We start from the raw sequence: 21386 nt of genomic DNA, 5'->3' as shown, positions 1-21386 counted from the left end.
ACGCCCCGTCCACCCAAGGCCCTGGCGGCGCGTATGCCCTCGGCGACACGCCGCACGATTGCTTGTTCCCGCGCCCCGCCTGAGCGCCGCGCCTCAGCCCGGCGCCGCCACCGCCGAGCGCCGCATCAGCAGCAGCGCCGTCGTCAGGCAAGCCAAGGCGATCACCGCCGCGCCGGCCAGCGTGACCAGGTGCAGCGACTCCACGAAGGCGCCGCGCGCCAGCGCGGCGAACAGCGGACCGTCCGATCCGCCCAGCGCCTTGGCCGCGTGCAGCGCGCCCGCCAGCGTGTCGCGCGCCGCGTCGGCGGCCGGGGCGGGCAAGGCCGCCGGCATCGCCGCGCCCACGCGCGCCTGGTACCAGGCCACGCCCAGGCTGCCCAGCAAGGCCACGCCCAGCGCGCCACTCAGCTCGGATGCGGTCTCCGACAGCGCCGAGGCCGCGCCCGCGCGCTCGGGCGGGGCCGAGGTGATGATGATCTCGTTGCCCAGCGTGAACACCGGCGCCATGCCCAGGCTCATGATCACCGTGCCCGCCACCAGCCAGGGCAGGCCCGTGCCTGTGTCCACCATCAGCAGCATCAGGAAGCCGATCACCGCCGCCACCTGGCCGCCGACGAGGATGCGCACCGGTGCGAACCAACCCGCCAGGCGCGGCGCGCCCAGCGAACCGACCACGAAGGCCAGCGCCCAGGGCAAGGTCACCAGGCCCGCGCTCAGCGGGTCGAGCGCGCGCACCACCTGCAGGTACTGCGTGATGAAGATGTAGATGCCAAACATGGCCAGGCAGGACAGCGCGTAGGCCGACAGCGCGGCGGCGAAGCGCGGCTGGCGGAACAGCGCGATGTCGAGCAGCGGGTGCGCCAGTCGCGACTGGCGGCGCACGAACACCCAGCCCAGGGCCACGCCCGCCAGCAGTGGCAGCAGCCCGGCCGCCACCAGGCCGTCGGTGGCGATGGTCTTGATGCCGTAGACCGCCGCCAGCACCGCGGCCAAGGACAGCAAGGCGCTCGCCAGATCGAGCGGGCCGGCCTCGGGGTCGCGGAACTCGGGCAGCAGCAGCGGACCCAGCACCAGCAGCAGCACCATCACCGGCACCGCCACCAGAAAGACCGAGCCCCAGTGGAACCACTGCAGCAGCGCGCCGCCCACCAGCGGGCCGATGGCCGCGCCCATGGAGAAGCTCGCGATCCACACCCCGATGGCGAAACGGCGCTGCGCCTCGTCGTGGAACATGTTCCGGATCAGCGACATGGTGGACGGCGCGAGCGTGGCGCCGGCCACGCCCAGCAGGGCGCGCATGGCGATCAGCATCTCGGCGCTGGTCGAATAGGCGGCGATCAGCGAGGCCAGGCCAAAGGCGGCGGCACCGATCAGCAGCAGCTTGCGCCGACCGATGCGGTCGCCCAGGTTGCCCATGGTGATGAGGAAGCCCGCCACCAGGAAACTGTAGATGTCGACCATCCACAGCAGTTGCGCGGCGCTGGGCCGCAGTTCGGCGCTGAGCACGGGCAGCGCGAGATTGAGCACGGTCATGTCCATGGCATAGACCATGCAGGGCAGCGCGATCACCGCCAACCCCAGCCATTCGCGGCTGGTGGCCTCGGCCGGCGCGGATGAAGTGTGTTCAGACATCGAGAATCACCTTGAAGCCCCCATAGATCAAACCCCAGGTCTCGACGACGCGCGTGGCGCCGTACTCCTTGAAGACCGCCGCGGCGTCTTTGCAGTGTTTCAGGTAGGCCTCGCGGTTGGCGGTGGGAACAGGGGCCATGAATCCATCGACGTAGCTCATTTCACTGTCTCCTGGGTGGGTCTGGGAAGGAATTGCAGTTCGAGGTGGCGGCGCAGCACGCGCAGGCACTCAACCGCGGGCTCGATCGACTGCCGGGACTTGACCAGCAGCAGCGAGCCCTGGACCACGGCCTGGATGTACAGCCCCAGGGCCTCGGCGCTCCAGCGCGCGCGCGGCACGTGCTGGCGCTTGGCGGCCGCGATCAGCTCGGTGAGCATGTCCACGTGCACCCCGATGTGGCGGTCGCAGACCTCGCGCAGGACGGGGTGCGTGATGTGCACCTCCTGCACCAGGGTGCCGAGCACGCAGGTGATCTCGGCGATCTCGCCCTGCAGCAGCTCGATGCGGAAATCGACGTAGCCCAGCAGGCGCTGCAGGGGGTCGGCCCTGTCCATGTAGCCGGCGTGGCGAAACAGCTCGTCGGCCTCTTCGCCGAAGCGCTGCGCGGCGGCGGCGAACACGTCTTCCTTGGTCTTGAAGTGGTGGAAGAACGCGCCCTTGGTGAGGGCCGTGGCAGCGCACAGCTCGTCCACCGTGGTGGCGGCGTAGCCCTTGGTTCGAACCAGGGTCATGGCCGCTTCGAGCAGTCGGTCGCGGGAGCTGGGCGCGGGAGTGGCCATGGCAATTTCCGGGGGGCTGACGGGAAGGGATCGCAGACTACCGACCAGTTGGTATGTTCGTCAAGCGGCGGGCCGGGGCATCCGGCAAACGGCGAACCTGCCGCGCACAGCGCGCATGGCGGTCCGTCACACCGCGTGCGCGGCCCACAGGGCGCGCACCGCTCGCCGCCATTCGCGCGGCGGCACCGGCGCCTGCGGCGCGTTCACGCGCAGCGCCAGCGCATTGAGCGCGCCATTCATCATGGCCACCGCGAGCTCCAGGCGGCAGTCGAGGCGGATCGCCCCAGCCGCGATCGCGGCCTGCATGCCCTCGGCGAGCGAGGCCTGGCTCAGGCGGTCGTCCAGCGCCTGCCAGCGGGCCCAGCCCAGCACCGTGGGCGCGTCGATCATGAGGATGCGGCGCGCCTCGGGCTCCGAGGTCTTCTCGATCCAGCGGATGGAGCCCTGCACCAGGGCGTCCAGCGGGTCGCGCCGCGCGTCGGCCGCCCGCTCCACGGCAGGCACGATGTCCTCGCACACCGCCAGGCACACCGCCTCGAACAGCGCGGCCTTGTCGGCGAAGTGGTGGTACATCGCGCCGCGCGCCACGCCGGCCTCCTGCAGCACCGCTTCGGTGGCGGTGCCGGCATACCCCTGTTCGCCAAACATGCGGCGCGCCACGGCGATGAGGCGCGCGCGGGTGGCGCTGGCGCGTTCGGCGTTCTTCATGCGTGCTCCTTTTTGATCTTCCCGATCATTGACAGACAGTCTGTCTGTATTTTACATTGAACAAACCGACTGACTGTCTATTTTTTAGGAGATTGCCGTGACCCAAACTTCCCGCTACCAGGATCGCTACCCCATCGTCGTGACGCCGGACATTCGCGCCTGCCAAGCCTTCTGGGAGCAGCGCCTGGGCTGGCAATGCGGCTTCGCCAGCAGCTGGTTCGTGTGGCTGTGCGCCGACGACGGCAGCGCCTCGCTGGCCTTCATGGCGCCCGACCACCCCTCGGCCCCGCCCGGGCCCGAACCCTTCGGCGGCCAGGGGCTGTGCTTCGAATTGCAGGTGGCCGACGCGGCCGCCGCGCACGCGGATTTCCTGGCGCGCGGCGGTGTGGCAGGCCTGTCCTTGCGCGACGAGGCCTTCGGCCAGCGCCGCTTCGGCTTTCGCGACCCCTCGGGCCTGTGGGTGGACGTGGTCGAGCAGATCGAGCCGCAGACCGGCTTCTGGGACCGCTACAGGGTCTGAGGCTCAGTCGCCGGTGGGCGAAAGGCGGAACTGCTCCACCACCTTCTGCGTGCCCAGGGTGCGCGCCAGCGCCCCCAGGTTCTTCGCCCGCCTGGTGCGCAGCATCATGCGGTACTCGAAGGCATCGCCCTCTTCCAGCCGATAACTCAGGTTGGCGATGGTGAAGCCGTGCGCCTTGAGCAGCTGGCGCAGGTCGGCTTCGGGCATGGCTTTGAGGCGGTCAAAGCGCACCATGAGCTGGGCGTAGATATGCGTCGGCACCACGCGTTCGACGCGGTGCAGCAGCACCAATGTCGCCAGCGTCAACACCGTGGCGAGCACCGCCGGGAAGTAAAAGCCGATGCCCATGAGCACGCCGATGGAGGCGGTGATCCAGATGGACGCCGCGGTGGTGAGGCCGCGCACCGTGAGGCCCTCCTTGAAGATCACGCCCGCGCCCAGGAAACCGATGCCGGTCATGATGCCCTGCGCCATGCGCGTGGGGTCCATGGTCACGTTGCCCTTGCTGTTCTGCTCGAACCAGACCCCCTGGTACAGCGTCACCAGCATCAGCAGGCTGGAGGCCAGGCACACCAGGGTGTGGGTGCGAAAGCCCGCGGGCCGGCCATGGAAGCTGCGCTCCAGGCCGATCAGGCCGCCGGCCACCATGGCGAAGAGCAGGTGCCGCGCGATTTCCTTGTAGAGCGCCAGGGTCTCGGGATCGGGCAGGTTCAACGGGTCCATCGCGGTTCCTCCTGCCCCATGCTACGCCGAGGCCCGCCTTGCTCCGCGGCGTGAAATCCCTTAGCGCAGCGGGCTCACCCTTTGCCCAGGGGGGGTCGCCCGAAGAGGCTGGACGCGTTGCTGATCGGCCCCAACTCGGCGGCCGCGGCCAGCAGCGAGGGCGCCAGTTCCTGCATGCGCGCCACGCCCAGGCGCGTGCGCGGCCCCGCGATGCTGATGACGCCAATGGCCTCGTGGCGACGCATCACTGGCGCTGCCATCGCGCTCATGCCAGGCGCGAACACCTCGTCGATCATGGCGTAGCCCCGCACGCGGGCCGCGTGCAGGAAGCCCAGCATCGCCTTGACCGTGGTCGGCGCCTTGGGGCCGTAGTCCTTGGGTTGCCCGAAGCCCTGTCGCGTCACCAGCTCCAGCGCTCGTTCGTCGCTGAGCGTGTGCAGCCAGGCATGACCCGAGGCCGAGCAAGACAGCCACACGTCCGCGCCCATGTCGGGGTCGTAGCGCACGCCTTGCTGGCGCACGCCCTGGGCCTTGGCCACGAAGGTCAGGCGGTCGTCGTCCACCAGGGACAGGCGCACCAGCTCGCCCGACTGCTGCGCCAGCCGCTCCAGCAAGGGCCCGGCGATATCGACGATGCCGCCGTGGCTGAGGTAGCCCAGGCCAATGGAGACCACCTTGGTGGTGAGCTGGTAGTCGCCCTGCTTGCGCTTCTGGCGCACATAGCCGCGCTGCTGCAGATCGGCCAGCAGGCGGTGGCAGGCGCTCAGCGGAATGTCCAGCTCCTCGGCCATGAGGGCCAGGGGCAGGCCGTCGGGGTGGCGCGACAGGTGCTCGAGCAGCGAGAGGCCGCGGTCCAGGGCAAGGTTCATGTCTCGAGATTTTTGTGATGCGGAAGCTGTTTCCAGCCTGGAAAGTGTTTCCTGTGGCGGCACAAAAATCGCCTCACCGCCAAGCGACAACAGGAGACGACTGTAGGCCAGGCGCCCTTTCCGGCCAAGCCCGCCGCCGCATTCCCGCCCCACCATGACCGCCACCGTCCACATCCTCAACGGCCCCAACCTGAACCTGCTGGGCGTGCGCGAGCCGCACCTCTACGGCCACACCACCCTGGCCCAGGTGCAGGACCGATGCCTGGCCTTGTCCGCCGAACTCGGCCTGCGCTGCGCGTTCCGCCAGTCCAACCACGAGGGCGTGCTCGTGGACTGGGTTCAGGAAGCGCGCGCCGAGGGGGCGGCCGTGATCATCAACCCGGCCGGCTTGTCCTTCCGCTCCATTCCGCTGCTGGACGCGCTCAAGATGCTCGAGCAGCCCGTGATCGAGGTCCACCTCACCAACATCCACCGCCGCGAGGCGCCGTACCGAGACTCGCTCACCTCGCTGGCCAGCACCGGCGTGATCTGCGGGCTGGGGCCCCTGGGCTACGAGCTCGCGCTGCACGCGGTCGCGCAGCGGCTGCGCGAGACCACCACCTGACGCGCTTTCCTTCACAACAACCGCCATTCCCTGGAGACAAGCACCATGAAACGCACCATCGATCGTCGCTCCCTCCTCTGCGCCGGCGCCGGCCTGGCCGCCGGGGCGCTGCTGCCCGGGCGGGCCCGCGCCCAGACCAAGCTGCGTTTCGCCGCGGTGTTCTCGGACACCGACATCCGCGCCGAGATGATCAAGCGCCTGGGCGCCGACATCGCGCCCGATCACAGCATCGAAGCCCACCTCAACTCCACGCTGTTTCGCCAGGGCACCGAGCTGGTGGCCCTGCAGCGCGACAACCTGGAGATGGGCAACATCGCGCCGCAGGACATCTCCAAGCAGGTGCCGGCCTGGTCGGTTCTGACCTCGGCCTACCTGTTCCGCGACGCCAACCACCTCAACGCCTTCTTCGCCAGTGAACTGGGCGCGCAGATGAAGAAGCAGGTGGAGGACCAGCTCAAGGTGAAGATCCTGGGCCCCACCTTCTTCGGCACGCGCCACGTGGGCCTGCGCGGCAAGAAGAAGGTCAATGTGCCGGCCGACCTGGCCGGCGTGAAGCTGCGCATGCCCGCGGGCGACGCGTGGCAGCTGCTGGGCCGATCGCTCGGCGCCAACCCCACGCCGCTGGCCTACGCCGAGACCTACACCGGCCTGCAGACCGGCACCGTGGACGGCCAGGACAACCCGCTGCCCAATGTGCAGAACATGAAGTTCTACGAGGTCATGGGCCAGATCGTGCTGACCTCGCACCTGGTGGCCTTCGACCTGCTCACCATGAATCTCAAGGCCTGGCAGGCCATGGCGGCGGACAAGCAGAAAGCCTTCCAGGCGGCGGTCGACAAGGCCATCACCTGGAGCGCCAACGAGCACGTCAAGCGCGAGGCCGAGCTGGCCGAGGGCTTCAAGCGCCAGGGGCTGGACGTGTACGTGCCCAACATCAACGCGTTCCGCGAGCACGCGCAGAAGATCTACCTGGCCTCCGACGAAGCGAAGGCCTGGGCCCCGGGGATCATCGACAAGATCGCCGCGATCAAGTGATGCGCCTGCTCGCGCGGGCGGCCGAGGCCGTGGCCGCCCTCCTTCTCGGCGTGATCTTCCTCGCCTTCATCCTGCAGATCGCGCTGCGCTACCTGTTCGATCTGCCGGTGGGCTGGACGGCCGAAATTTCGCTCGTCGCCTGGCTCTGGCTGATCCTGTGGGGCGCCGCCTTCGTGCTGCGCGACGAGGAGGAGATTCGCATCGACCTGCTCAAGGCCCTGTTCGGCCCGCGCGGGCAACGCGTGCTGGCCTCCATCGGCTCCATCGCCACCGTCGCGCTGTTCGCACTGGCCATGCCCGCCACCTGGGACTACGTGAGCTTCATGAAGGTGGAGAGCAGCTCGTACCTGAAGATCCGCTTCGACTGGCTGTACTCGATCTACCTCGTGTTCGCCGCCGCCGTCATCGCGCGCCACCTGTGGCTGATCGTGAACGCCCTGCGCGGACGCTCGTCGGCCGACTCCACGCACATAGGTTCCCTGTGAATCCGACGAGTCCGTTCTCATTGGCCGTGGCGGCCATCGTCCTGCTGAGTCTGCTGGGCGTGCCGATCGGCCAGGCCATGATCGGCGCGTCCATCCTGTACCTATGGCTCAAGGGCATGGACATGGGCAGCGCGGCCGAGCAGCTGCTCAACAGCACCTACTCCAGCTACCTGCTGCTGGCCATTCCGCTGTTCATCCTGGCCGCCAGCTTCATGAGCTCGGGCAGCGTGCTCGATCGGCTGCTGCGCTGGTGCAACGCGCTGGTGGGCCGCTTTCCCGGCGGCCTGGCCCAGGTCAACGTGCTGCAGAGCGTGGTGTTCGCCAGCATGTCGGGCTCGGCCCTGGCCGACGCCGCCGGCTCGGGCAAGCTGATGCAGGCCATGATGACGCGCGATGGCCGCTACCCGCCTGCCTTCGCGGCCGCGCTCACCGCCGTCTCGGCGGTCATCGGGCCCATCCTGCCGCCGTCGATTCCGCTGGTGTTGTACGCGCTGGTCTCGGGCACCTCCATCGGCTACCTCTTCCTGGCCGGCGTGCTGCCCGGGCTCTTGTTGGGTGCGGTGCAGATGGCGCTGATCCACTACCTGGCCAAGCGCCACCGCTTCCCGGTGGAAGACCCGGTGCCGATGCGTGAGCTGCCGGGCATCACACGCGAAGCCCTGCCCGCGCTGATGATGCCCGTGCTGCTGCTGGGTTGCCTCTACAGCGGCATCACCACGCCCACCGAAGCCGCCGGCGTGGCCGCCGCCTACGCCCTGCTCATCTCGGCCTTCTACTACCGCAGCCTGGGCCTGCGCGACGTCTACCAGTCGCTGCAGCAGAGCGCGCGCACCAGCGTCTCCATCGGCATCCTCATCGCGGGCGCCACGGTGTTCAACTTCGTCATCACCTCGGAGAACATCCCCGCCTCGCTGAGCGCGATGATGCGCGGTCTGGAGCTTTCGCCCTTCACCTTCCTGCTGCTCGCCAACCTGTTGCTGCTGGTGCTGGGCGCCTTCCTCGAAGGCTCGACCATCATCCTGGTGATCCTGCCGGTGTTGCTGCCCACGGCGGTGGCGCTGGGCGTGGACCCGGTGCACTTCGGCGTGGTGGCCGTGCTCAACATCATGATCGGCCTGGTCACGCCGCCGTATGGCCTGCTGCTGTTCATGATGACGAAGATCGCCGACGTTTCGCTGGGGGCGCTGGTGCGCGCCACCCTGCCCTTCCTGGGCGTGATGATGATCGCGCTGGCCATCACCACCTTCTGGCCCGACTTCGTGCTCTTCCTGCCGCGCCTGGCGGGCTACACGGGTTGATGTCCGGGGACGCCGCGGCATGGACACGCCCCGCATCGACGGCCACACCCGGGTGATCGCCCACCTGGGCCATCCCACGCACAGCTTCAAGGCGCCGCTGATCTACAACCCCTGGTTCGCGGCCAGCGGCACCAACGCCGTGGTCGTGCCCCTCGATTGCCCCGCCGGTGCGCTGGAGACCTTGCTGCCGCCGCTGATGGCGGCACCCAATGTGCTGGGTGCGCTGATCACCATGCCGCACAAGCGGGGCGTGGTGGCGCTGCTCGACGAGGTGTCGCGCACCGCGCGGGTGGCCGGCGCCTGCAACGCCGTCAAGCGAACGGCCGACGGCCGCCTGATCGGCGACATGTTCGACGGGGAGGGCTTCGTGCGCGGCGTGCAGGGCAAGGGCCTGGTGCTGAGCGGCGCGAGCGCGCTGGTGGTGGGCAGTGGAGGTGTGGGCTCGGCCATTGCCGCGTCACTCGCGGCGGCGGGCGCAACCCGCCTGGCGCTGTTCGACACCAACGGCGCGGCCAGCGCGGCCCTGCGCGAACGCCTGTTGGCGGCCTACCCCGCGCTGGAGGTGCGCACCGGCGCACGCGATCCGGCGGGGTTCGACCTCGTGGTCAACGCCACGCCGCTGGGCATGGAGCCGGGCGACCCGCTGCCCCTGGACGTGGACCGCCTGGAGCCGCGCAGTCTGGTCGGTGAGGTGGTGATGCGCGAACGCGTCACGGCCTTCCTGTCGGCCGCCCGGGCGCGCGGCTGCCGCGTGCAGGTGGGCACCGACATGCTGTTCGAGCAAATCCCCGCCTACCTCGAATTCTTCGGTCTTCCCGTGGCCACGCCCGGGCGCCTGCGCGAGCTTGCGGCGCTCGACAGGCCACCGCTGCCGACCGGCGAGCCGGGCGGCTGAGCGGCCTGCGCGCCCTGACTCACACCCGGCTTCGGCCCACGGCGGCGGTTGGCGGCCGAAGAAGCGGTGGCCGTGGCGCCAACCCGAAGCACGCGCGCAACCAGCCCACGCGGCGAATCAGGCCGTCGTTGAGTGCCCAGCAGCCGAGCACGGCGAGCGCGAGCACGCCCAGGGGCTCGGCCGCCGGCCCGAGGCCCAGCGGCGCAAGCCCGGCCAGCGCCGCGACGATCAGCGTCTGGTGCAGCACGTACCAGGGATAGACCGATTCGCGCGCCCATCCGAGCCAAGGCCAAGGCCGGTTCAGGTGCCGGTGGGCAAAGCCCAGCACCGCCACGACGGCCCACCAGGACACGGCGTCGGCCGCGAGCCGCGCCCAGGGCATGGGCGTGGCGAGCCCCTGCCGTAGCCCCCAATGGGTGCCGAACGCCAGCGCCGCGAGCGCCAGGGCGCGCCATCGCAAGCGCACCAGCTCGCGCCACAGCGCGGCGTCGGTGCCGACCCACCAACCGCAGACAAAGACCGTGAAATACACGGCATGCAGCCAGCCGTCGCCCACCAGGTCGTGCGTGGGCGGGAAGTGCGGACGCAGCAGCAGCGACCACAGCATCAGCGGCACCAGGGGCACCAACATGAGGCCTGCGCCACGCAGCGCCTGGAAGCGCGGACCCAGTGGCGCCAGCGCGCGGCGCGCCAGCAGCAGCACCGAGGTGTAGATCCACAGGTAGGGCAGGAACCACAGGTGATTCCAGGTGACGCCAATGTGCGCGCCGTCGAAGGCCTGGGCCGGCCAGGGCCCGCCTTGCACGTAGCGCCACAGGAAGGCGCCGAAACCGGGCCCGACGAAGCCGCCCGCCAGCGCCTGTGCATAGGCCTGGTAGGGCACCACCACCGCCATGCCGAAGGCCAAAGGCAGCAGCAGGCGCGCGCTGCGCTGGCGCCACAGCGCCCGGTCCGACACCCCGTCCGCACGGCGGCGCATCAGCAGGCCCAGCGCCAGCCCCGACACCAGGAACACCAGGTCCAGCCGCCAAAAATTGAGCGCGCGCATGGGCCACTGCAGCCATTCGGCGGTGTGCGCGCTCTTCAAATGCCAGGGCCAGTCGGCGACGTAGGCCATGCCCAGGTGGTAAACCATCACCAGCCCGAAGGCCAGGATGCGCAGGGTGTCGATGTCGTGTCGGCGTGGCATGTCGCGCATGGTCGGCCGGCCGGGCATTTCCAGGGACACAACGGGACGGCCCGTTGGCCACCGGGGACGAAGCGCACGCCCCCGGGGACAGCCGTCGCTAGACTCGCGGCCATGACCCCGCCTCTCCTGGCCTGGCTCCGGCAGCATCCTCGCTGGCACTGCGCCGCCGAGGTGGCGTTCTGGACCGTGGTCATTGGGGTGCACGCCCTGTTGAACACGGTCGTGGCGCGCGCCGACATGCGCGAGGCCGGCCTGCCCTGGGGCTGGTGGGAAGCCGCGGTGTGGGAAGGCAGCAGCCACGCCGTGCTGCTGGCGCTGATCCCGGCCATCGCGGCCTGGAACCGGCGTTTTCCGCTGCACGGGAGCACCCTGGCGCGCCACTTGCCCTGGCACCTGCTGGGCAGCGTGCTGTTCAGCCTGGCGCACGTGGCCGGCATGGTGGCGCTGCGCCACGCGCTGCATGCGGCGGCTGGCCAGACCTATGGTTTCGGGCCGTGGTGGTCCGAATGGGGCTACGAATACCTGAAAGACGTGCGCGCCTATGCCGCCATCGTGGCCGCGCTCATGGTCTATCAGCTGCTGCTGCTGCGCCTGCAGGGCGAGGCGCGCGTGCTCGACGCGCCCGAGCCGCCCGTCCCAGCCTCCGCCCAGGCGCCCGCGGCGCGGGCCGAGGCGGTGGTGGCCTCGCCGCCGGCTGACCCACCGCCGCCGGCCCGCCCCGAACGCTTCCTGGTGCGCCAGCTGCGCAAGGAATTCCTGATCGCCGCCAACGATATCGATTGGGTGCAGGCCCAGGCCAACTACGTGGGCCTGCGCGTGAACGGGCACGACTACCTGCTGCGCTCCACCCTGGCCGAGTTCGCCCGCCAGCTCGACCCCGCGCGCTTCGTGCAGGTGCACCGCAGCTACCTCGTCAACCTCGAGCGCGTCGCCGAAATCGAGCCACTGGACAGCGGCGACGCACGCCTGCGCCTGCGCGACGGGGCCGAGGTGCCCTGCAGCCGGAGGCACCGCGCGGCGCTGGAGGCGGCGATCACGGGATCGCCGGGTTAGACGTCCAGCGTCAGCTCCGGGGTCTTCGAGCCCGAGCAGCAGATCATCATCGTCCTGCCTGCCGCGCGCTCCTGCTCCGAGAGCACCAGATCTCGGTGGTCCGGCGTTCCGGACAACACCGCCGTCTCGCAGACGCCGCACACACCCTGCTGACAGGACGATGGCACGGGTACGCCCTGGGCCTGCAGGGCGTCCAGGATGGTGCTGCCGGCCGCAACAGGGATCGTGCGCCCGCTGCGCGCCAGGCGCACGACGAAGCCGCCCTCGGTGGCGGGCGCCTCCTTGGCCGCGAAGTACTCCAGATGCACGCGCGCCGGATCCAGGCCGGCGCAGGCGGCTTCGAAGGCCTCCAGCATGGGCGCCGGACCGCAGCAATAGAAGTGCGCCCCCTCGGGCGCCGCCGCCACGACGGCCGCCAGGTTCAGGGACGGCCCGCCTTCGTCGCTGAAGCTCAGATGCACGCACCCGGCATGGCCCGCCAGTTCGTGCAACAGCGCCGCGCTGCCACGGCTGCGCGCACGGTAATGCAGGGTCCACGGCGTGCCCAGGCGTTGCAGTCGCTGGACCATGCTCCACAAGGGCGTGATGCCGATGCCACCCGCGATGAAGACCGCGTGCGGAGCCGATTCGTCCAGCGCGAAGTGGTTGCTCGGCCCATCCACCTCGATCAGTGCGCCGACGCGGGCCTCGCCGTGCAGCCAGGCCGAACCGCCCCGGCTGTCGGGCTCGCGCTTGACACCGATGACGTAGCGGTGACGCTCGACCGGGTCGTTGAGCAGGGAGTAGCTGCGAATGAGGCCGCGCGGCAGGCGCAGATCGATGTGTGCGCCAGCTTCGAACGGCGGCAGCCCGCCGTTCGCGGGCGCGCGCAAGTCGAACAGCAGCACGTCGTCGGCGCCGTAGGCGATGGCATGGATGCGAAGCGGCACGGGGGCCATGGCGGTGGCAGCGCTCACACCTTCTCCAGGCCGATCGCGCGGTCCAGGATCGCGCCGTCACGCCGCAGGGCTTCGACCGGTCCGTGGAACACCGGCACGCCACGCTCCAGCACGATCACCTCGTCGGCGAAATCGAGCACCACGTCCACGTGCTGCTCCACCAGCAGGCAGCCCACGCCGGTGCTCGCCACCAGGGCCGCAATCGCGTCCATCAGCTCGTCGCGCACTTTGGGCGCCAGGCCCTCCAACGGCTCGTCGAGCAGCAGCAGGCTCGGTCCGGCCATGAGCGCGCGCGCCACCGACAGCATCTGCTGCTCGCCCCCGGAGAGCTGAGTACCGCCGTTGCGGCGGCGCTCGCGCAGGCGCGGAAACAGGCCGTAGACGCGGTCCAGCGCGGGGCCGCGCGGGTGGCCTTGCAACGCCGAGATGAGGTTTTCCTCCACACTGAGCGAAGGAAAGATCTCACGGCCTTGTGGCACGTAGCCCAAGCCGGCGCGGGCCCGCGCGTGGGTGGGCCAGGCGCTGGCGTCCTGCCCGTCCAGCAGCACGCGCCCACCCTGCAGTTGCGCGTGACCCACCGCGCTGGCCAGGGTCGTGGTCTTGCCGGCGCCATTGCGGCCGATGAGGCCCAGCTTGCACCCCTGGCGCAGGGTGAAGTCGACGCCGTGCAGCACGCGCGCACCTGCGTAGCCGGCGTCCACCCGTTCGAAGCGCAGTTCAGTGGCCGGCTGCATGGCCGCTCCTTCCAAAGTAGATCTCGCGCACGGCCTCGTTGGCTGCGATCTCGGCCGGCGTGCCGCGCGCGAACACGGCGCCCTGCACCAGCACCACGATGTCGCGCGCGAAGCGGAACACCAGGTCCATGTCGTGCTCGATCAGCATCACGGCCAGGTCGCCCGGCAGCCGCTCCACCGCTTCCAGAATGCGCCCGCTCTCGCTCTCGGGCACGCCGGCGGCGGGTTCGTCGAGCAGCAGCACGCGCGGCTTCATGGCCAGCGCCAGCGCGATTTCCACCAGCCGCTGCTCGCCCAGGGCCATCTGCCCGGTGATGCGCCGCGCCTGGCCGTGGATGTGCAAGCTGCCCAGAGCCTCGTCGACCTCGGCGTCCACCTGCGCGCGCTGAGCGCGCGACAGCCACACGCGCTGCGCCAGGCCGTGGCGGTGCAGCACCGCGCAGCGCACGTTGTCTTGCACGCTGAGTTCCTTGAAGACGCGGTTGATCTGGAAGGTTCGGACGATGCCCGAGCGTGCCCGCTGCGCGGGGTTCCAGGCGCTCACGTCCTCGCCGTCCAGGCGCACCGTGCCCGCGGACGGCCGCAGCACGCCACCCAGCAGGTTCACCAGCGTGGTCTTTCCCGCGCCGTTGGGGCCGATGAGCGCGGTGCGCGCACCGGCCGGCAGCGCGAGCGACACGTCGCGCGTGACCTGCAGGCCGCCGAAGGCTTTGCACAGACCCGCCGCCTCCAACCGATCAGACGCTGCCATGGCGGGCCTCCTTGCTGCGGCGCACCAGTGTCACCAGCCGGTCCCAGGCGTCGAGCAGGCCACCCGGCAGCACCAGCATCACGGCCACCAGCACCACGCCGATGACCAGCAGCCAGTGGTGCGGGTTCAGGCCCGAGGCGATGTGGTGGATCAGCATGTAGGCCACGGTGCCCAGCAACGCGCCGGCCAGGCGGCGCGTGCCGCCCAGCACCACCATGATCAGCACGGCCGCCGAGAGGTGGAAGTCCAGCGTGCTCAGGCTGGCGACCTTGGTGGTCTGGGCCGAGAGAGCGCCTGCCGCGCCAGCCACCGCGCCGCCCACCACGTACACCGTGAGCAGTTGCGCGTAGACCCGCCCACCCAGCGACTCGACCCGCCCCGCGTCCTGCCGCACCGCGCGCGAGCTGAGGCCGAAGGGCGAGTCCACCAGCGCGCGCAGCGCCGCGTGCACCAGCAACAGCACCACCAGCGCGTAGAAGAAACCGGTGTGGCCCATGAAGTCGAACTCGAACACGCCGAAAAGCGGGTCGATGGAAAAGCCCGAGAGTCCATCGTCGCCACCCGTGAGGTCGCGCCGCCAGTTGGCGAGTTCGAGCAGCAGTTGCGCGGTGGCGATGGTGAGCATCACCAGCGTGAGGCCGTGAGCGCGCAGCAACACCGCGCCGCTGAGCCCGGCCACCAGGGCACCGGCCAGCACGCCACCGCCCAGGCCCAGCAGCGGCGAAGGCGAAACGTGCAGCGCCACCAGGCCGGCCGCGTAGGCACCCGCGCCGTACAGCGCGGCCTGGCCCATGGAGGCAATGCCGGCCTGCCCGAGCACCAGATTAAGCGAGAGCGCGAGCAGGGACATGACCACCATGTTCGTGAGCAGGCCAACGTCATCGGTAAAAGCCCAATAGGCGCACAGGGCGACGAGGCCGATGAAGGCCTCCGGCAGCAACGGCACGCGCCAGCGGCGCATGCCGCCAGGGGCGGGCGCGAGGGAAGAAGTCAAGGTATTCATGCGCGGCGTCCGAACAAACCCTGCGGTCGCAGCAGGAGCACGAGGAACATGGTGAGGAAGAAGGCCACGGACGAGAGCTGGGGCACCAGGTACTTCATGGTGGTCTCCACCCCACCGAGCAGCAGGGCCGCGACAAAGGAGCCCGCCAGCGTGCCCTGGCCGCCCACGGCCACCACGGCCAGGAAGGTGACGAGGTACTTGCCCGCGTAAGAGGCATCCATGGGCAAGAGTTCGGCACCGACGATGCCACCCAGAGCGGCCAGCGCCGCGCCCGCCGCAAAGGCGACGGCATACAGTCGCGCGGTGTCGATGCCAACGGCCTGCGCGGTCGGCGCGTTGTCGACCGCCGCGCGCACGCGGATGCCAAAGTCCGATCGCTCGACCGCGAACCACAGGAGCACCAGAGCCGCCACGCCCAGCGCCACCACGAACAGGCGGTGCTTCTGCACCAGGCGGTAGCCGATATCGATGGAGCCCTGCAGCGCCTCGGGCAGCGGCACGCTGGTGATGGCCGAGCCGAACGCGATGTTGGCAAGCGCCATGCAGATGAACATGATGCCGATGGTCACCAGCATCTGATCGAGTTCGCTGCGGCGGTAGAAACGGCGCAGCAGCCAGCGCTCGATCGGCACGGCCGCCAGCGCCACCAAGGCGATGGCCAAGGCCATGCCCAGCCACACCGGCAGGCCCAGCGAGGTGGACAGCGCGGCGGCCATGAAGCCGCCGGCCATGGCGAAGGCGCCGTGCGCCAGGTTGATCACGCGCATCAGACCCATGGTCATCGACAGGCCGATGGTGATCATGAACAGGACCATGGCGTAGGCCACTCCGTCGATCAGGATGCTGCCGGCGAGTTGGAGGGACATTGTTGACTCCGCGACCGCGCGCTCACTTGGCCTGCAGCGCGGCCGACCGGCCGTGGTCGGGCTGCATCTCGTAGGTTTTGATTTCGCGGTTGCGCAGCCGCCCTTCGGCGTCCTTGTCGACCACACGCACATAGACGTTCTGCACCAGCTCGCGCGATTGCGCATCGATCTTCACGGGGCCGCGCGGGCTCTCCCACTGCCAGCCCTTGGCCGCCGCGAGCGCCTTGGCCGGGTCGCGCTGGCCCTTGGTGACCTCCACCATGCGGTAGATGACGGCCATGCCGTCGTAGGCGCCCACGGATGCGGCGTTCAGCACCACCTGCGGAGAGAGTTCCGCCGCCGTCTTGAGGAAGGTCCGGTTCATCGCCGAGTCGTGCGCCGGCGAGTAGTGCAGCGCCGTCTCCAGGCCCAGCGCGGCGTCGCCAATCGCGGGCAGGTCGAGTTCGCTCGTCTCGCCGGTACCAATGAATCGCACGGCCGCCTGCTTGAGGCCGGCCTCCGAGTAGGCCTTGATGATGGCGTAGGTGGGCGGTCCGCCGGGGCCGAAGACAAAGACAGCGTCTGGCTTGAGCGTCTTGATCTTCTGCATGAAGGGGCCGAAGTCGGACGTCTTGAGCGGAGCGCGGATCTGCTCCAGCACCTGGCCGCCACCGGCGGTGAAGGTCTTCACGAAGGCGTTCTCGGAGTCCAACCCCGGCCCGTAGTCGCTCACCAGCGTGACGGCGGTGCGCAGCTTCTGATCCAGCGCGTAGCGCGCGGCCGGCACCGACACCTGCGGCAGCGTGTACGAGGTGCGCAGCAGGTGGTCGGACTTGTCCAGGATGGACGAGGTCGCGGCATTGAAGATCACTGTGGGCACCTTGGCCTCCTGCGCGATCGCGCCGACCGCGAGCGCGTCGGGTGTGAAGTACAGGCCGCCGAGGTACTGCACCTTCTCTTTCACGATCAGCTCCTGCGCGAGCGCGCGGGCCTGGGCGGGGTTGATGTCCGCCAGGTCCCGCCAGACCACTTCGACGGTGGCGCCACCGGCCTGGACGCCATGGATCTTCTGGTAGGCCTTGACGGCGGCCTCCCACATCTTGCCGTTTGACGAGAACGGGCCGGACAGCGGCGCGATGATGCCGACCTTGACGGTCTGGGCCAGCGCGGACGCGCCGCAGGCGAGCGCGAGCACGCCCGCGAGGATGAGGCGTTTCATGGGTTTGTCTCCTGGTCGTGGGGTGGAAACGGCTGCTCGGTGTGATCAGGCCGTGGCGGTGTCGGTCGTGCGCGAGGTCGAATAGAAGTTGCCCGAACGGATGCGGACCAGGGCGTCGGCTTCGTTGAAGTGCACGCCCGCGGGATCCCCTCCCTGCTGAACGATGGCGATTTGCTGCTTCATCTGGCGCCGCAGCAACGCGATGCCGCGGTCGCTGGTGGCCAGGTGCTCTTCGCCGTGCAGCGTGACGCGCCCCTGGCCGTACTGGGCCTCGAAGTCGCCGGGGAAGTCCTGTTTTTCCTGCTCGCTGAGCTCCATCCAGGACTTGCCGTTGTGCATCTTGAAAGGCGCGAAGTTGCCCGCCTGTCGCGTGCGCGCGGCGAAGAAGCCGCGGAAGTGTTGGTCGTCCACCGCCACGTGCCAGCCGATCCAGCGGCCATGGCCCGGCGAGAGGTCGATCATGGGAATGGCCGAGATGTTGGGGAACAGCGCAGAGTTGATGCGCTCGAGCTGGCGGCCGTCCTCCAGGTCGCGCCAGGCGTGGTAAATCACGCCGCCGTCGACGGCCTCGAAGTCCACGCGCGGCAGGATCTTGAAGTTCTCGGCGAACTGGATGCCGCTGAAGGTGGAGTGCAGCACGTACACGTGGTACGGGTCCATGATGTTTTCCCAGTTCTGCAGCCAGTGGTAGGGCACGTGCGGCTCCTCCACATGGTCGGCATAGCCGGCAAAACCGCCACCGATGACTTCGACGAACTCCCCGTCCTGCAAGTCTTCCAGGATGTCGTAGCGCGGCAGCACGGGCTTCTTCTCGGGCGGGCCCATGTAAGCGAACACCAGACCGTAGCGCTCTTCCACCGGGTACCAGGGTTGGCGCGCGGCCTCGCGGCGCAGGCCGCCTTCGGGTTCGCAGGGCTGGTTCAGGCAAGTGCCGTCCACGGCGAAGAGCCAGCCGTGGTAGCAGCAGCGGATGCCCGCCTCCTCCACGTGGCCGTAGTAGAGCGAGGTGCCGCGGTGCATGCAGCGCGGGTACAGCAGGCCGGCGCGGCCCGACTTGTCGCGAAACAGCACGAGGTCCTCGCCCAGGATGCGCACCATCTGCGGTCGATCGGTGACGTCTGCCGACAGCGCCACCGGATGCCAGTAGCGGCGCAGGTACTCGCCAGTGGGCGTTCCCTTGGCCACGCCGCTGAGCAGCGGATCGGGGTGGGCGGGGGTGTGCCGGTAGGCGCTGCCCGCCAGTTGGGCGGCGTCGGCGATGGGGATGGTCTTGCTCATGCTCGTGCTCATGGGACGGTCCTGTGCGTGTCGGTGGGAGGAAAGCCGGGAAGAGATTGAAATAATATTAAGTATCTTGAATTTTAAGATAAGTGAAAACCCCGATACTTGAGCGCAGAAGCACCTGAACCGCCTTCCAACGATGAGCAAGAACCCGCCAAAAACCAGGACACGCGGCAAGAGCATCCGCGCGCGAGCCGACGCTTCCGCCCAGGCGCTGCTGGCCGACTACGCCCAGGCCCTGCCCGCTCCCCCTCGGGTGCCGGACCTGAACACTGTGTGGGGCAACGCCGATGTGCTCGTGCACCAGTGGCGGCGCGAACTGGGCGACGAAGGATCCGAGGGCGTTCTGATGGGCATCCGTATCCGGCGCATCGGCATGCTGCTGGACGAGCTCACCATGGCGCACTGCGAGGCCGAAGGCGTGAAGCACACCGACTTCCTGCTGCTCATGGCCCTTCGCCGCCTGGGCGAGCCCTACGCCATGCGGCCCACCGACATCCTGAAGATGCACAGCGTGACCTCGGGCACCGCCACCTATCGCATCGACCAACTCGCCAAGCAGGACCTGGCCGAACGCCTGCCCGACCCGCGCGACCGGCGCGGCTATCTGGTGCGCCTGACCCCGCAAGGCAAGCGCATCGTGGACACGGTGATGGCGCGCATGCGGGCCGAGTTCAACGAGCGCCTGGCGCCTTTCGCCCAGGTGGCCGGCGGCCACGACGTGCTGGAAGCCGCGCTGCGGCTGTTCGAATCCTGTATCGAGCCGCGCGAAGGCTGAGGCGATTCGCCGATCGTTGACGCCCTGCTCGTGGCGGGGCTTCATTTCATGTATCATTTAAAAATACATGAAAGACAGCAAGCTATCCTCCGTTCTGCATGTGCTGCTGCACATGGCGCAAGCCGGCGCGCCCATGACCTCCGAACAGCTCGCGCGCATGCTGGGCACCAACCCCGTGGTGGTGCGCAAGATCCTCGCCGGCCTGCGCGACGCGGGCTTCGTGGTGGCTGGCAAGGGTCATGGCGGCGGGTGGACCATCGGTGTCGACCTGCGCCGCGTCACGCTGCGCGACGTCTACGAGGCCGTGGGCGCGCCCACGGTGTTCGCCATGGGCCACCGCAACGAGCAGCCCGCCTGCCTGGTCGAACAGGCGGTGAACGCCGCGCTCGACGACACCCTCGCCGCCGCGCGCGCGCTGATCGACCAGCGCCTGGCCGCCATCACTCTGGCCGATCTGTCGGCCGATTTCGACCGGCGCCTGCGCGCCCATCCGCACCGGGAGCACAGCCATGAACATTGAGCCTTTCGACGCCGCCATCGTGGGCGGCAGCTACGCCGGCCTATCCGCCGGTCTGCAACTGGCCCGCGCGCGTCGCCGCCTGCTGGTGATCGACGCCGGCCAGCGCCGCAACCGCTTCGCCGCGTCTTCACACGGCTTTCTCGGCCAGGACGGACGGCCGCCACAGCACATCGCGGCCGACGCCCAGGCGCAGCTGCGTGCCTACCCCACCGTGCGCTGGCTGGACGCCAGCGTGACCGAGGCCACGCGCACCGAAGGCGGCTTCGAGCTTCGTACCCACCAAGGCGATGCATTCAGCGCCACGCGCCTGGTGCTGGCCACCGGTGTGGTGGACCAGTTGCCACCGATCGAGGGTCTGGCCGAGCGCTGGGGCCGTGCGGTCTTCCACTGCCCGTACTGCCATGGCTACGAGTTGCAACAGGGCCGCATTGGCGTGCTCGCGCGCAGTGAGCTGTCCATGCACCACGCGCTGATGCTGCCCGACTGGGGCCAGGTGACGCTGTTCCTTGATGAAGCCTTCTCGCCCAGCGAGCAGCAGTTGCGCGAACTGGACGCGCGCGGCGTGGCCATCGAGCGCGCGCGCGTGCGCCGCGTGGTAGAGCACGCCACGGTGGAGCTGGAGGACGGCCGTCGCCTGCCCATGGACGGCCTGTTCACGCTGAGCTGGACGCGCTCGGCCACGCCGCTCGCGGAGCAACTGGGTTGCGCCATCGACCAGGGCCCCATGGGCGAGTTCGTGCGCACCGACGCCATGAAGGCCACCACCGTGCCCGGCGTGTTCGCTTGCGGCGACCTGGCGCGCGCGGCCGGCAACGTGGCCCTGGCCGTGGGCGACGGTGCCCTGGCCGGCGCGGCGGCGCACCGCTCGCTGCTGTTCCCTTCGGGCTGACCCTCACTCACTGGGGATCTCGGGCTCCACCAGTTTGGCCAGCTGTTCCAGCGACTCCTGCCAGCCCAGGTAGCACATCTCGGCGGGAATCGCCTCGGGAATGCCCTCCTGCACCACCTGGAGCTCGGTGCCGCAGACCACGGCCTTGAGGGTGACGCTCACCGTCATGGTGCCGGGCAGGTTCGGGTCGTCGAAGCTGTCGGTGTAGCGCAGGCGCTCGCCCGGCACGAACTCCAGGTACTCGCCACCGAAGCTGTGCGATTGGCCGGTGCCGAAATTGGTGAAGGACATGCGGTGCTTGCCGCCCAGTCGAGCGTCCATTTGCTGCACCGCAGCGGTGAAACCGTAGGGCGGCAGCCAGCGGCACATGGCGGCGGGTTCGGTGAAGGCACGGAAGACCCGTTGCGGCGGGGCCTTGAGGACGCGGTGGAGGCGGACGGTTCCGGTGGGCATGTAAGACTCCTTTAAGACAAGCAACCAAATCATGACGGCCACTCGGCCGACACACCACCCAAGACCCATGGTCCTGGCATTGTCTCGACGAAGGAGAGGCCCGGACATCGACAACCGCTGATCGGATCAACAGCGATCAGCACCGCGATCCCAGGCCCGACAAGACAGGGAGCGCCCCCCGGCA

The 21386-nt window shown here is 69.3% G+C and carries 25 protein-coding genes; 10 read left to right on the top strand and 15 right to left on the bottom strand.

Features of this window, described 5'->3' with window-relative positions:
- Positions 1 to 93 precede the first annotated feature (93 nt).
- The 4 genes from DY262_RS10460 to DY262_RS10445 form a co-directional block, all read right to left on the bottom strand.
- Positions 94 to 1632 carry an MFS transporter gene (locus DY262_RS10460; protein WP_116958808.1) on the bottom strand — a complete coding sequence of 513 codons (1539 nt, stop codon included), beginning with the start codon at positions 1630 to 1632 and terminating at the stop codon, positions 94 to 96.
- Positions 1625 to 1792, bottom strand: coding sequence for a DUF1428 family protein (locus DY262_RS10455; protein ID WP_425459291.1), 168 nt, complete (start codon positions 1790 to 1792; stop codon positions 1625 to 1627). The genes DY262_RS10460 and DY262_RS10455 overlap by 8 nt, the downstream gene beginning before the upstream one ends.
- Positions 1789 to 2412, bottom strand: a complete 624-nt coding sequence (locus tag DY262_RS10450; RefSeq protein ID WP_116958807.1) for a TetR/AcrR family transcriptional regulator — start codon at positions 2410 to 2412, stop codon at positions 1789 to 1791. Before DY262_RS10450 ends, DY262_RS10455 begins: the two co-directional genes overlap by 4 nt.
- Positions 2413 to 2538: 126 nt before the next feature.
- Positions 2539 to 3120, bottom strand: a complete 582-nt coding sequence (locus tag DY262_RS10445; protein ID WP_116958806.1) for a TetR/AcrR family transcriptional regulator — start codon at positions 3118 to 3120, stop codon at positions 2539 to 2541.
- 97 nt (positions 3121 to 3217) lie between these two features.
- Here DY262_RS10445 and DY262_RS10440 point away from each other — a divergent pair, with 97 nt between their 5' ends.
- A complete protein-coding gene (locus DY262_RS10440; protein WP_116958805.1) occupies positions 3218 to 3640 on the top strand; it encodes a VOC family protein in 423 nt (140 codons plus the stop codon).
- 3 nt (positions 3641 to 3643) lie between these two features.
- On the opposite strand, the gene DY262_RS10435 is transcribed toward DY262_RS10440, so the two are convergent.
- Complete coding sequence (locus tag DY262_RS10435; RefSeq protein WP_116958804.1) at positions 3644 to 4363, bottom strand: MgtC/SapB family protein; 720 nt, start codon at positions 4361 to 4363, stop codon at positions 3644 to 3646.
- 74 nt (positions 4364 to 4437) lie between these two features.
- Positions 4438 to 5232, bottom strand: coding sequence for an IclR family transcriptional regulator (locus DY262_RS10430; RefSeq protein WP_070401054.1), 795 nt, complete (start codon positions 5230 to 5232; stop codon positions 4438 to 4440).
- 154 nt (positions 5233 to 5386) lie between these two features.
- Between DY262_RS10430 and DY262_RS10425 the strand changes: the two genes are divergently transcribed.
- The 5 genes from DY262_RS10425 to DY262_RS10405 are packed head-to-tail and all read left to right on the top strand — an operon-like array spanning position 5387 to position 9549.
- Complete coding sequence (locus DY262_RS10425) at positions 5387 to 5836, top strand: type II 3-dehydroquinate dehydratase (protein WP_116958803.1); 450 nt, start codon at positions 5387 to 5389, stop codon at positions 5834 to 5836.
- 45 nt (positions 5837 to 5881) lie between these two features.
- On the top strand, positions 5882 to 6871 hold the full coding sequence (gene dctP / locus DY262_RS10420) for a TRAP transporter substrate-binding protein DctP (protein WP_116958802.1): 990 nt from the start codon (positions 5882 to 5884) through the stop codon (positions 6869 to 6871).
- Positions 6871 to 7356, top strand: coding sequence for a TRAP transporter small permease (locus DY262_RS10415; RefSeq protein WP_116958801.1), 486 nt, complete (start codon positions 6871 to 6873; stop codon positions 7354 to 7356). The genes dctP and DY262_RS10415 overlap by 1 nt, the downstream gene beginning before the upstream one ends.
- Positions 7353 to 8654 carry a TRAP transporter large permease gene (locus tag DY262_RS10410; RefSeq protein ID WP_181936468.1) on the top strand — a complete coding sequence of 434 codons (1302 nt, stop codon included), beginning with the start codon at positions 7353 to 7355 and terminating at the stop codon, positions 8652 to 8654. The genes DY262_RS10415 and DY262_RS10410 overlap by 4 nt, the downstream gene beginning before the upstream one ends.
- A 19-nt stretch (positions 8655 to 8673) precedes the next feature.
- The gene (locus tag DY262_RS10405; protein WP_116958800.1) at positions 8674 to 9549 is read left to right on the top strand and encodes a shikimate dehydrogenase family protein; all 876 of its coding nucleotides are present in this window, start codon (positions 8674 to 8676) and stop codon (positions 9547 to 9549) included.
- Between the two features lie 19 nt (positions 9550 to 9568).
- On the opposite strand, the gene DY262_RS10400 is transcribed toward DY262_RS10405, so the two are convergent.
- Positions 9569 to 10738 (bottom strand): acyltransferase family protein, encoded by a 1170-nt coding sequence (locus DY262_RS10400; RefSeq protein ID WP_116958835.1) that lies wholly within the window; start codon positions 10736 to 10738, stop codon positions 9569 to 9571.
- A gap of 111 nt (positions 10739 to 10849) precedes the next feature.
- Here DY262_RS10400 and DY262_RS10395 point away from each other — a divergent pair, with 111 nt between their 5' ends.
- Positions 10850 to 11791, top strand: a complete 942-nt coding sequence (locus tag DY262_RS10395) for a LytTR family DNA-binding domain-containing protein (protein ID WP_116958799.1) — start codon at positions 10850 to 10852, stop codon at positions 11789 to 11791.
- Here the strand turns inward: DY262_RS10395 and DY262_RS10390 are convergent.
- The 7 genes from DY262_RS10390 to DY262_RS10360 are packed head-to-tail and all read right to left on the bottom strand — an operon-like array spanning position 11788 to position 18571.
- The gene (locus DY262_RS10390) at positions 11788 to 12729 is read right to left on the bottom strand and encodes a PDR/VanB family oxidoreductase (protein WP_116958834.1); all 942 of its coding nucleotides are present in this window, start codon (positions 12727 to 12729) and stop codon (positions 11788 to 11790) included. The two genes, DY262_RS10395 and DY262_RS10390, sit on opposite strands and share 4 nt — an antisense overlap.
- Before the next feature lie 14 nt (positions 12730 to 12743).
- Positions 12744 to 13463, bottom strand: coding sequence for an ABC transporter ATP-binding protein (locus DY262_RS10385; protein ID WP_116958798.1), 720 nt, complete (start codon positions 13461 to 13463; stop codon positions 12744 to 12746).
- On the bottom strand, positions 13447 to 14214 hold the full coding sequence (locus DY262_RS10380; protein ID WP_116958797.1) for an ABC transporter ATP-binding protein: 768 nt from the start codon (positions 14212 to 14214) through the stop codon (positions 13447 to 13449). Before DY262_RS10380 ends, DY262_RS10385 begins: the two co-directional genes overlap by 17 nt.
- Entirely contained in the window at positions 14201 to 15217 is a 1017-nt protein-coding gene (locus DY262_RS10375) for a branched-chain amino acid ABC transporter permease (RefSeq protein ID WP_116958796.1), read from the bottom strand. Before DY262_RS10375 ends, DY262_RS10380 begins: the two co-directional genes overlap by 14 nt.
- Positions 15214 to 16083, bottom strand: a complete 870-nt coding sequence (locus DY262_RS10370) for a branched-chain amino acid ABC transporter permease (protein WP_116958795.1) — start codon at positions 16081 to 16083, stop codon at positions 15214 to 15216. Before DY262_RS10370 ends, DY262_RS10375 begins: the two co-directional genes overlap by 4 nt.
- Positions 16084 to 16105: 22 nt before the next feature.
- Positions 16106 to 17281, bottom strand: coding sequence for an ABC transporter substrate-binding protein (locus tag DY262_RS10365; protein ID WP_116958794.1), 1176 nt, complete (start codon positions 17279 to 17281; stop codon positions 16106 to 16108).
- A gap of 45 nt (positions 17282 to 17326) precedes the next feature.
- Positions 17327 to 18571, bottom strand: a complete 1245-nt coding sequence (locus DY262_RS10360; protein WP_245980928.1) for an aromatic ring-hydroxylating dioxygenase subunit alpha — start codon at positions 18569 to 18571, stop codon at positions 17327 to 17329.
- Positions 18572 to 18701: 130 nt separating this feature from the next.
- On the opposite strand from DY262_RS10360, the gene DY262_RS10355 reads away from it, so the two are divergent.
- From DY262_RS10355 to DY262_RS10345, 3 genes are all read left to right on the top strand, one after another.
- Positions 18702 to 19340 carry a MarR family winged helix-turn-helix transcriptional regulator gene (locus DY262_RS10355; protein ID WP_116958793.1) on the top strand — a complete coding sequence of 213 codons (639 nt, stop codon included), beginning with the start codon at positions 18702 to 18704 and terminating at the stop codon, positions 19338 to 19340.
- 67 nt (positions 19341 to 19407) lie between these two features.
- On the top strand, positions 19408 to 19860 hold the full coding sequence (locus tag DY262_RS10350) for an Rrf2 family transcriptional regulator (protein ID WP_116958792.1): 453 nt from the start codon (positions 19408 to 19410) through the stop codon (positions 19858 to 19860).
- A complete protein-coding gene (locus DY262_RS10345) occupies positions 19850 to 20749 on the top strand; it encodes an NAD(P)/FAD-dependent oxidoreductase (protein ID WP_116958791.1) in 900 nt (299 codons plus the stop codon). Before DY262_RS10350 ends, DY262_RS10345 begins: the two co-directional genes overlap by 11 nt.
- A 3-nt stretch (positions 20750 to 20752) precedes the next feature.
- On the opposite strand, the gene DY262_RS10340 is transcribed toward DY262_RS10345, so the two are convergent.
- Positions 20753 to 21202, bottom strand: coding sequence for an SRPBCC family protein (locus DY262_RS10340; RefSeq protein ID WP_116958790.1), 450 nt, complete (start codon positions 21200 to 21202; stop codon positions 20753 to 20755).
- Positions 21203 to 21386 lie beyond the last annotated feature (184 nt).

This window comes from Hydrogenophaga borbori (assembly GCF_003417535.1).
GTDB classification, from domain to species: domain Bacteria; phylum Pseudomonadota; class Gammaproteobacteria; order Burkholderiales; family Burkholderiaceae_C; genus Hydrogenophaga; species Hydrogenophaga borbori.
Note: the sequence above shows the minus strand (reverse complement) of the source record. Positions and strands in the feature narration are given on the sequence as shown.

Bases quoted from the DNA above. Each gene is read 5' to 3' on its own strand.
- DY262_RS10460 (WP_116958808.1), bottom strand. From the start codon at position 1,632: ATGTCTGAACACACTTCATCCGCGCCGGCCGAGGCCACCAGCCGCGAA.
- DY262_RS10455 (WP_425459291.1), bottom strand. From the start codon at position 1,792: ATGAGCTACGTCGATGGATTCATGGCCCCTGTTCCCACCGCCAACCGC.
- DY262_RS10450 (WP_116958807.1), bottom strand. From the start codon at position 2,412: ATGGCCACTCCCGCGCCCAGCTCCCGCGACCGACTGCTCGAAGCGGCC.
- DY262_RS10445 (WP_116958806.1), bottom strand. From the start codon at position 3,120: ATGAAGAACGCCGAACGCGCCAGCGCCACCCGCGCGCGCCTCATCGCC.
- DY262_RS10435 (WP_116958804.1), bottom strand. From the start codon at position 4,363: ATGGACCCGTTGAACCTGCCCGATCCCGAGACCCTGGCGCTCTACAAG.
- DY262_RS10430 (WP_070401054.1), bottom strand. From the start codon at position 5,232: ATGAACCTTGCCCTGGACCGCGGCCTCTCGCTGCTCGAGCACCTGTCG.
- DY262_RS10425 (WP_116958803.1), top strand. From the start codon at position 5,387: ATGACCGCCACCGTCCACATCCTCAACGGCCCCAACCTGAACCTGCTG.
- dctP (WP_116958802.1), top strand. From the start codon at position 5,882: ATGAAACGCACCATCGATCGTCGCTCCCTCCTCTGCGCCGGCGCCGGC.
- DY262_RS10415 (WP_116958801.1), top strand. From the start codon at position 6,871: ATGCGCCTGCTCGCGCGGGCGGCCGAGGCCGTGGCCGCCCTCCTTCTC.
- DY262_RS10405 (WP_116958800.1), top strand. From the start codon at position 8,674: ATGGACACGCCCCGCATCGACGGCCACACCCGGGTGATCGCCCACCTG.
- DY262_RS10400 (WP_116958835.1), bottom strand. From the start codon at position 10,738: ATGCCACGCCGACACGACATCGACACCCTGCGCATCCTGGCCTTCGGG.
- DY262_RS10395 (WP_116958799.1), top strand. From the start codon at position 10,850: ATGACCCCGCCTCTCCTGGCCTGGCTCCGGCAGCATCCTCGCTGGCAC.
- DY262_RS10390 (WP_116958834.1), bottom strand. From the start codon at position 12,729: ATGGCCCCCGTGCCGCTTCGCATCCATGCCATCGCCTACGGCGCCGAC.
- DY262_RS10385 (WP_116958798.1), bottom strand. From the start codon at position 13,463: ATGCAGCCGGCCACTGAACTGCGCTTCGAACGGGTGGACGCCGGCTAC.
- DY262_RS10380 (WP_116958797.1), bottom strand. From the start codon at position 14,214: ATGGCAGCGTCTGATCGGTTGGAGGCGGCGGGTCTGTGCAAAGCCTTC.
- DY262_RS10375 (WP_116958796.1), bottom strand. From the start codon at position 15,217: ATGAATACCTTGACTTCTTCCCTCGCGCCCGCCCCTGGCGGCATGCGC.
- DY262_RS10370 (WP_116958795.1), bottom strand. From the start codon at position 16,083: ATGTCCCTCCAACTCGCCGGCAGCATCCTGATCGACGGAGTGGCCTAC.
- DY262_RS10365 (WP_116958794.1), bottom strand. From the start codon at position 17,281: ATGAAACGCCTCATCCTCGCGGGCGTGCTCGCGCTCGCCTGCGGCGCG.
- DY262_RS10360 (WP_245980928.1), bottom strand. From the start codon at position 18,571: ATGAGCACGAGCATGAGCAAGACCATCCCCATCGCCGACGCCGCCCAA.
- DY262_RS10355 (WP_116958793.1), top strand. From the start codon at position 18,702: ATGAGCAAGAACCCGCCAAAAACCAGGACACGCGGCAAGAGCATCCGC.
- DY262_RS10350 (WP_116958792.1), top strand. From the start codon at position 19,408: ATGAAAGACAGCAAGCTATCCTCCGTTCTGCATGTGCTGCTGCACATG.
- DY262_RS10345 (WP_116958791.1), top strand. From the start codon at position 19,850: ATGAACATTGAGCCTTTCGACGCCGCCATCGTGGGCGGCAGCTACGCC.
- DY262_RS10340 (WP_116958790.1), bottom strand. From the start codon at position 21,202: ATGCCCACCGGAACCGTCCGCCTCCACCGCGTCCTCAAGGCCCCGCCG.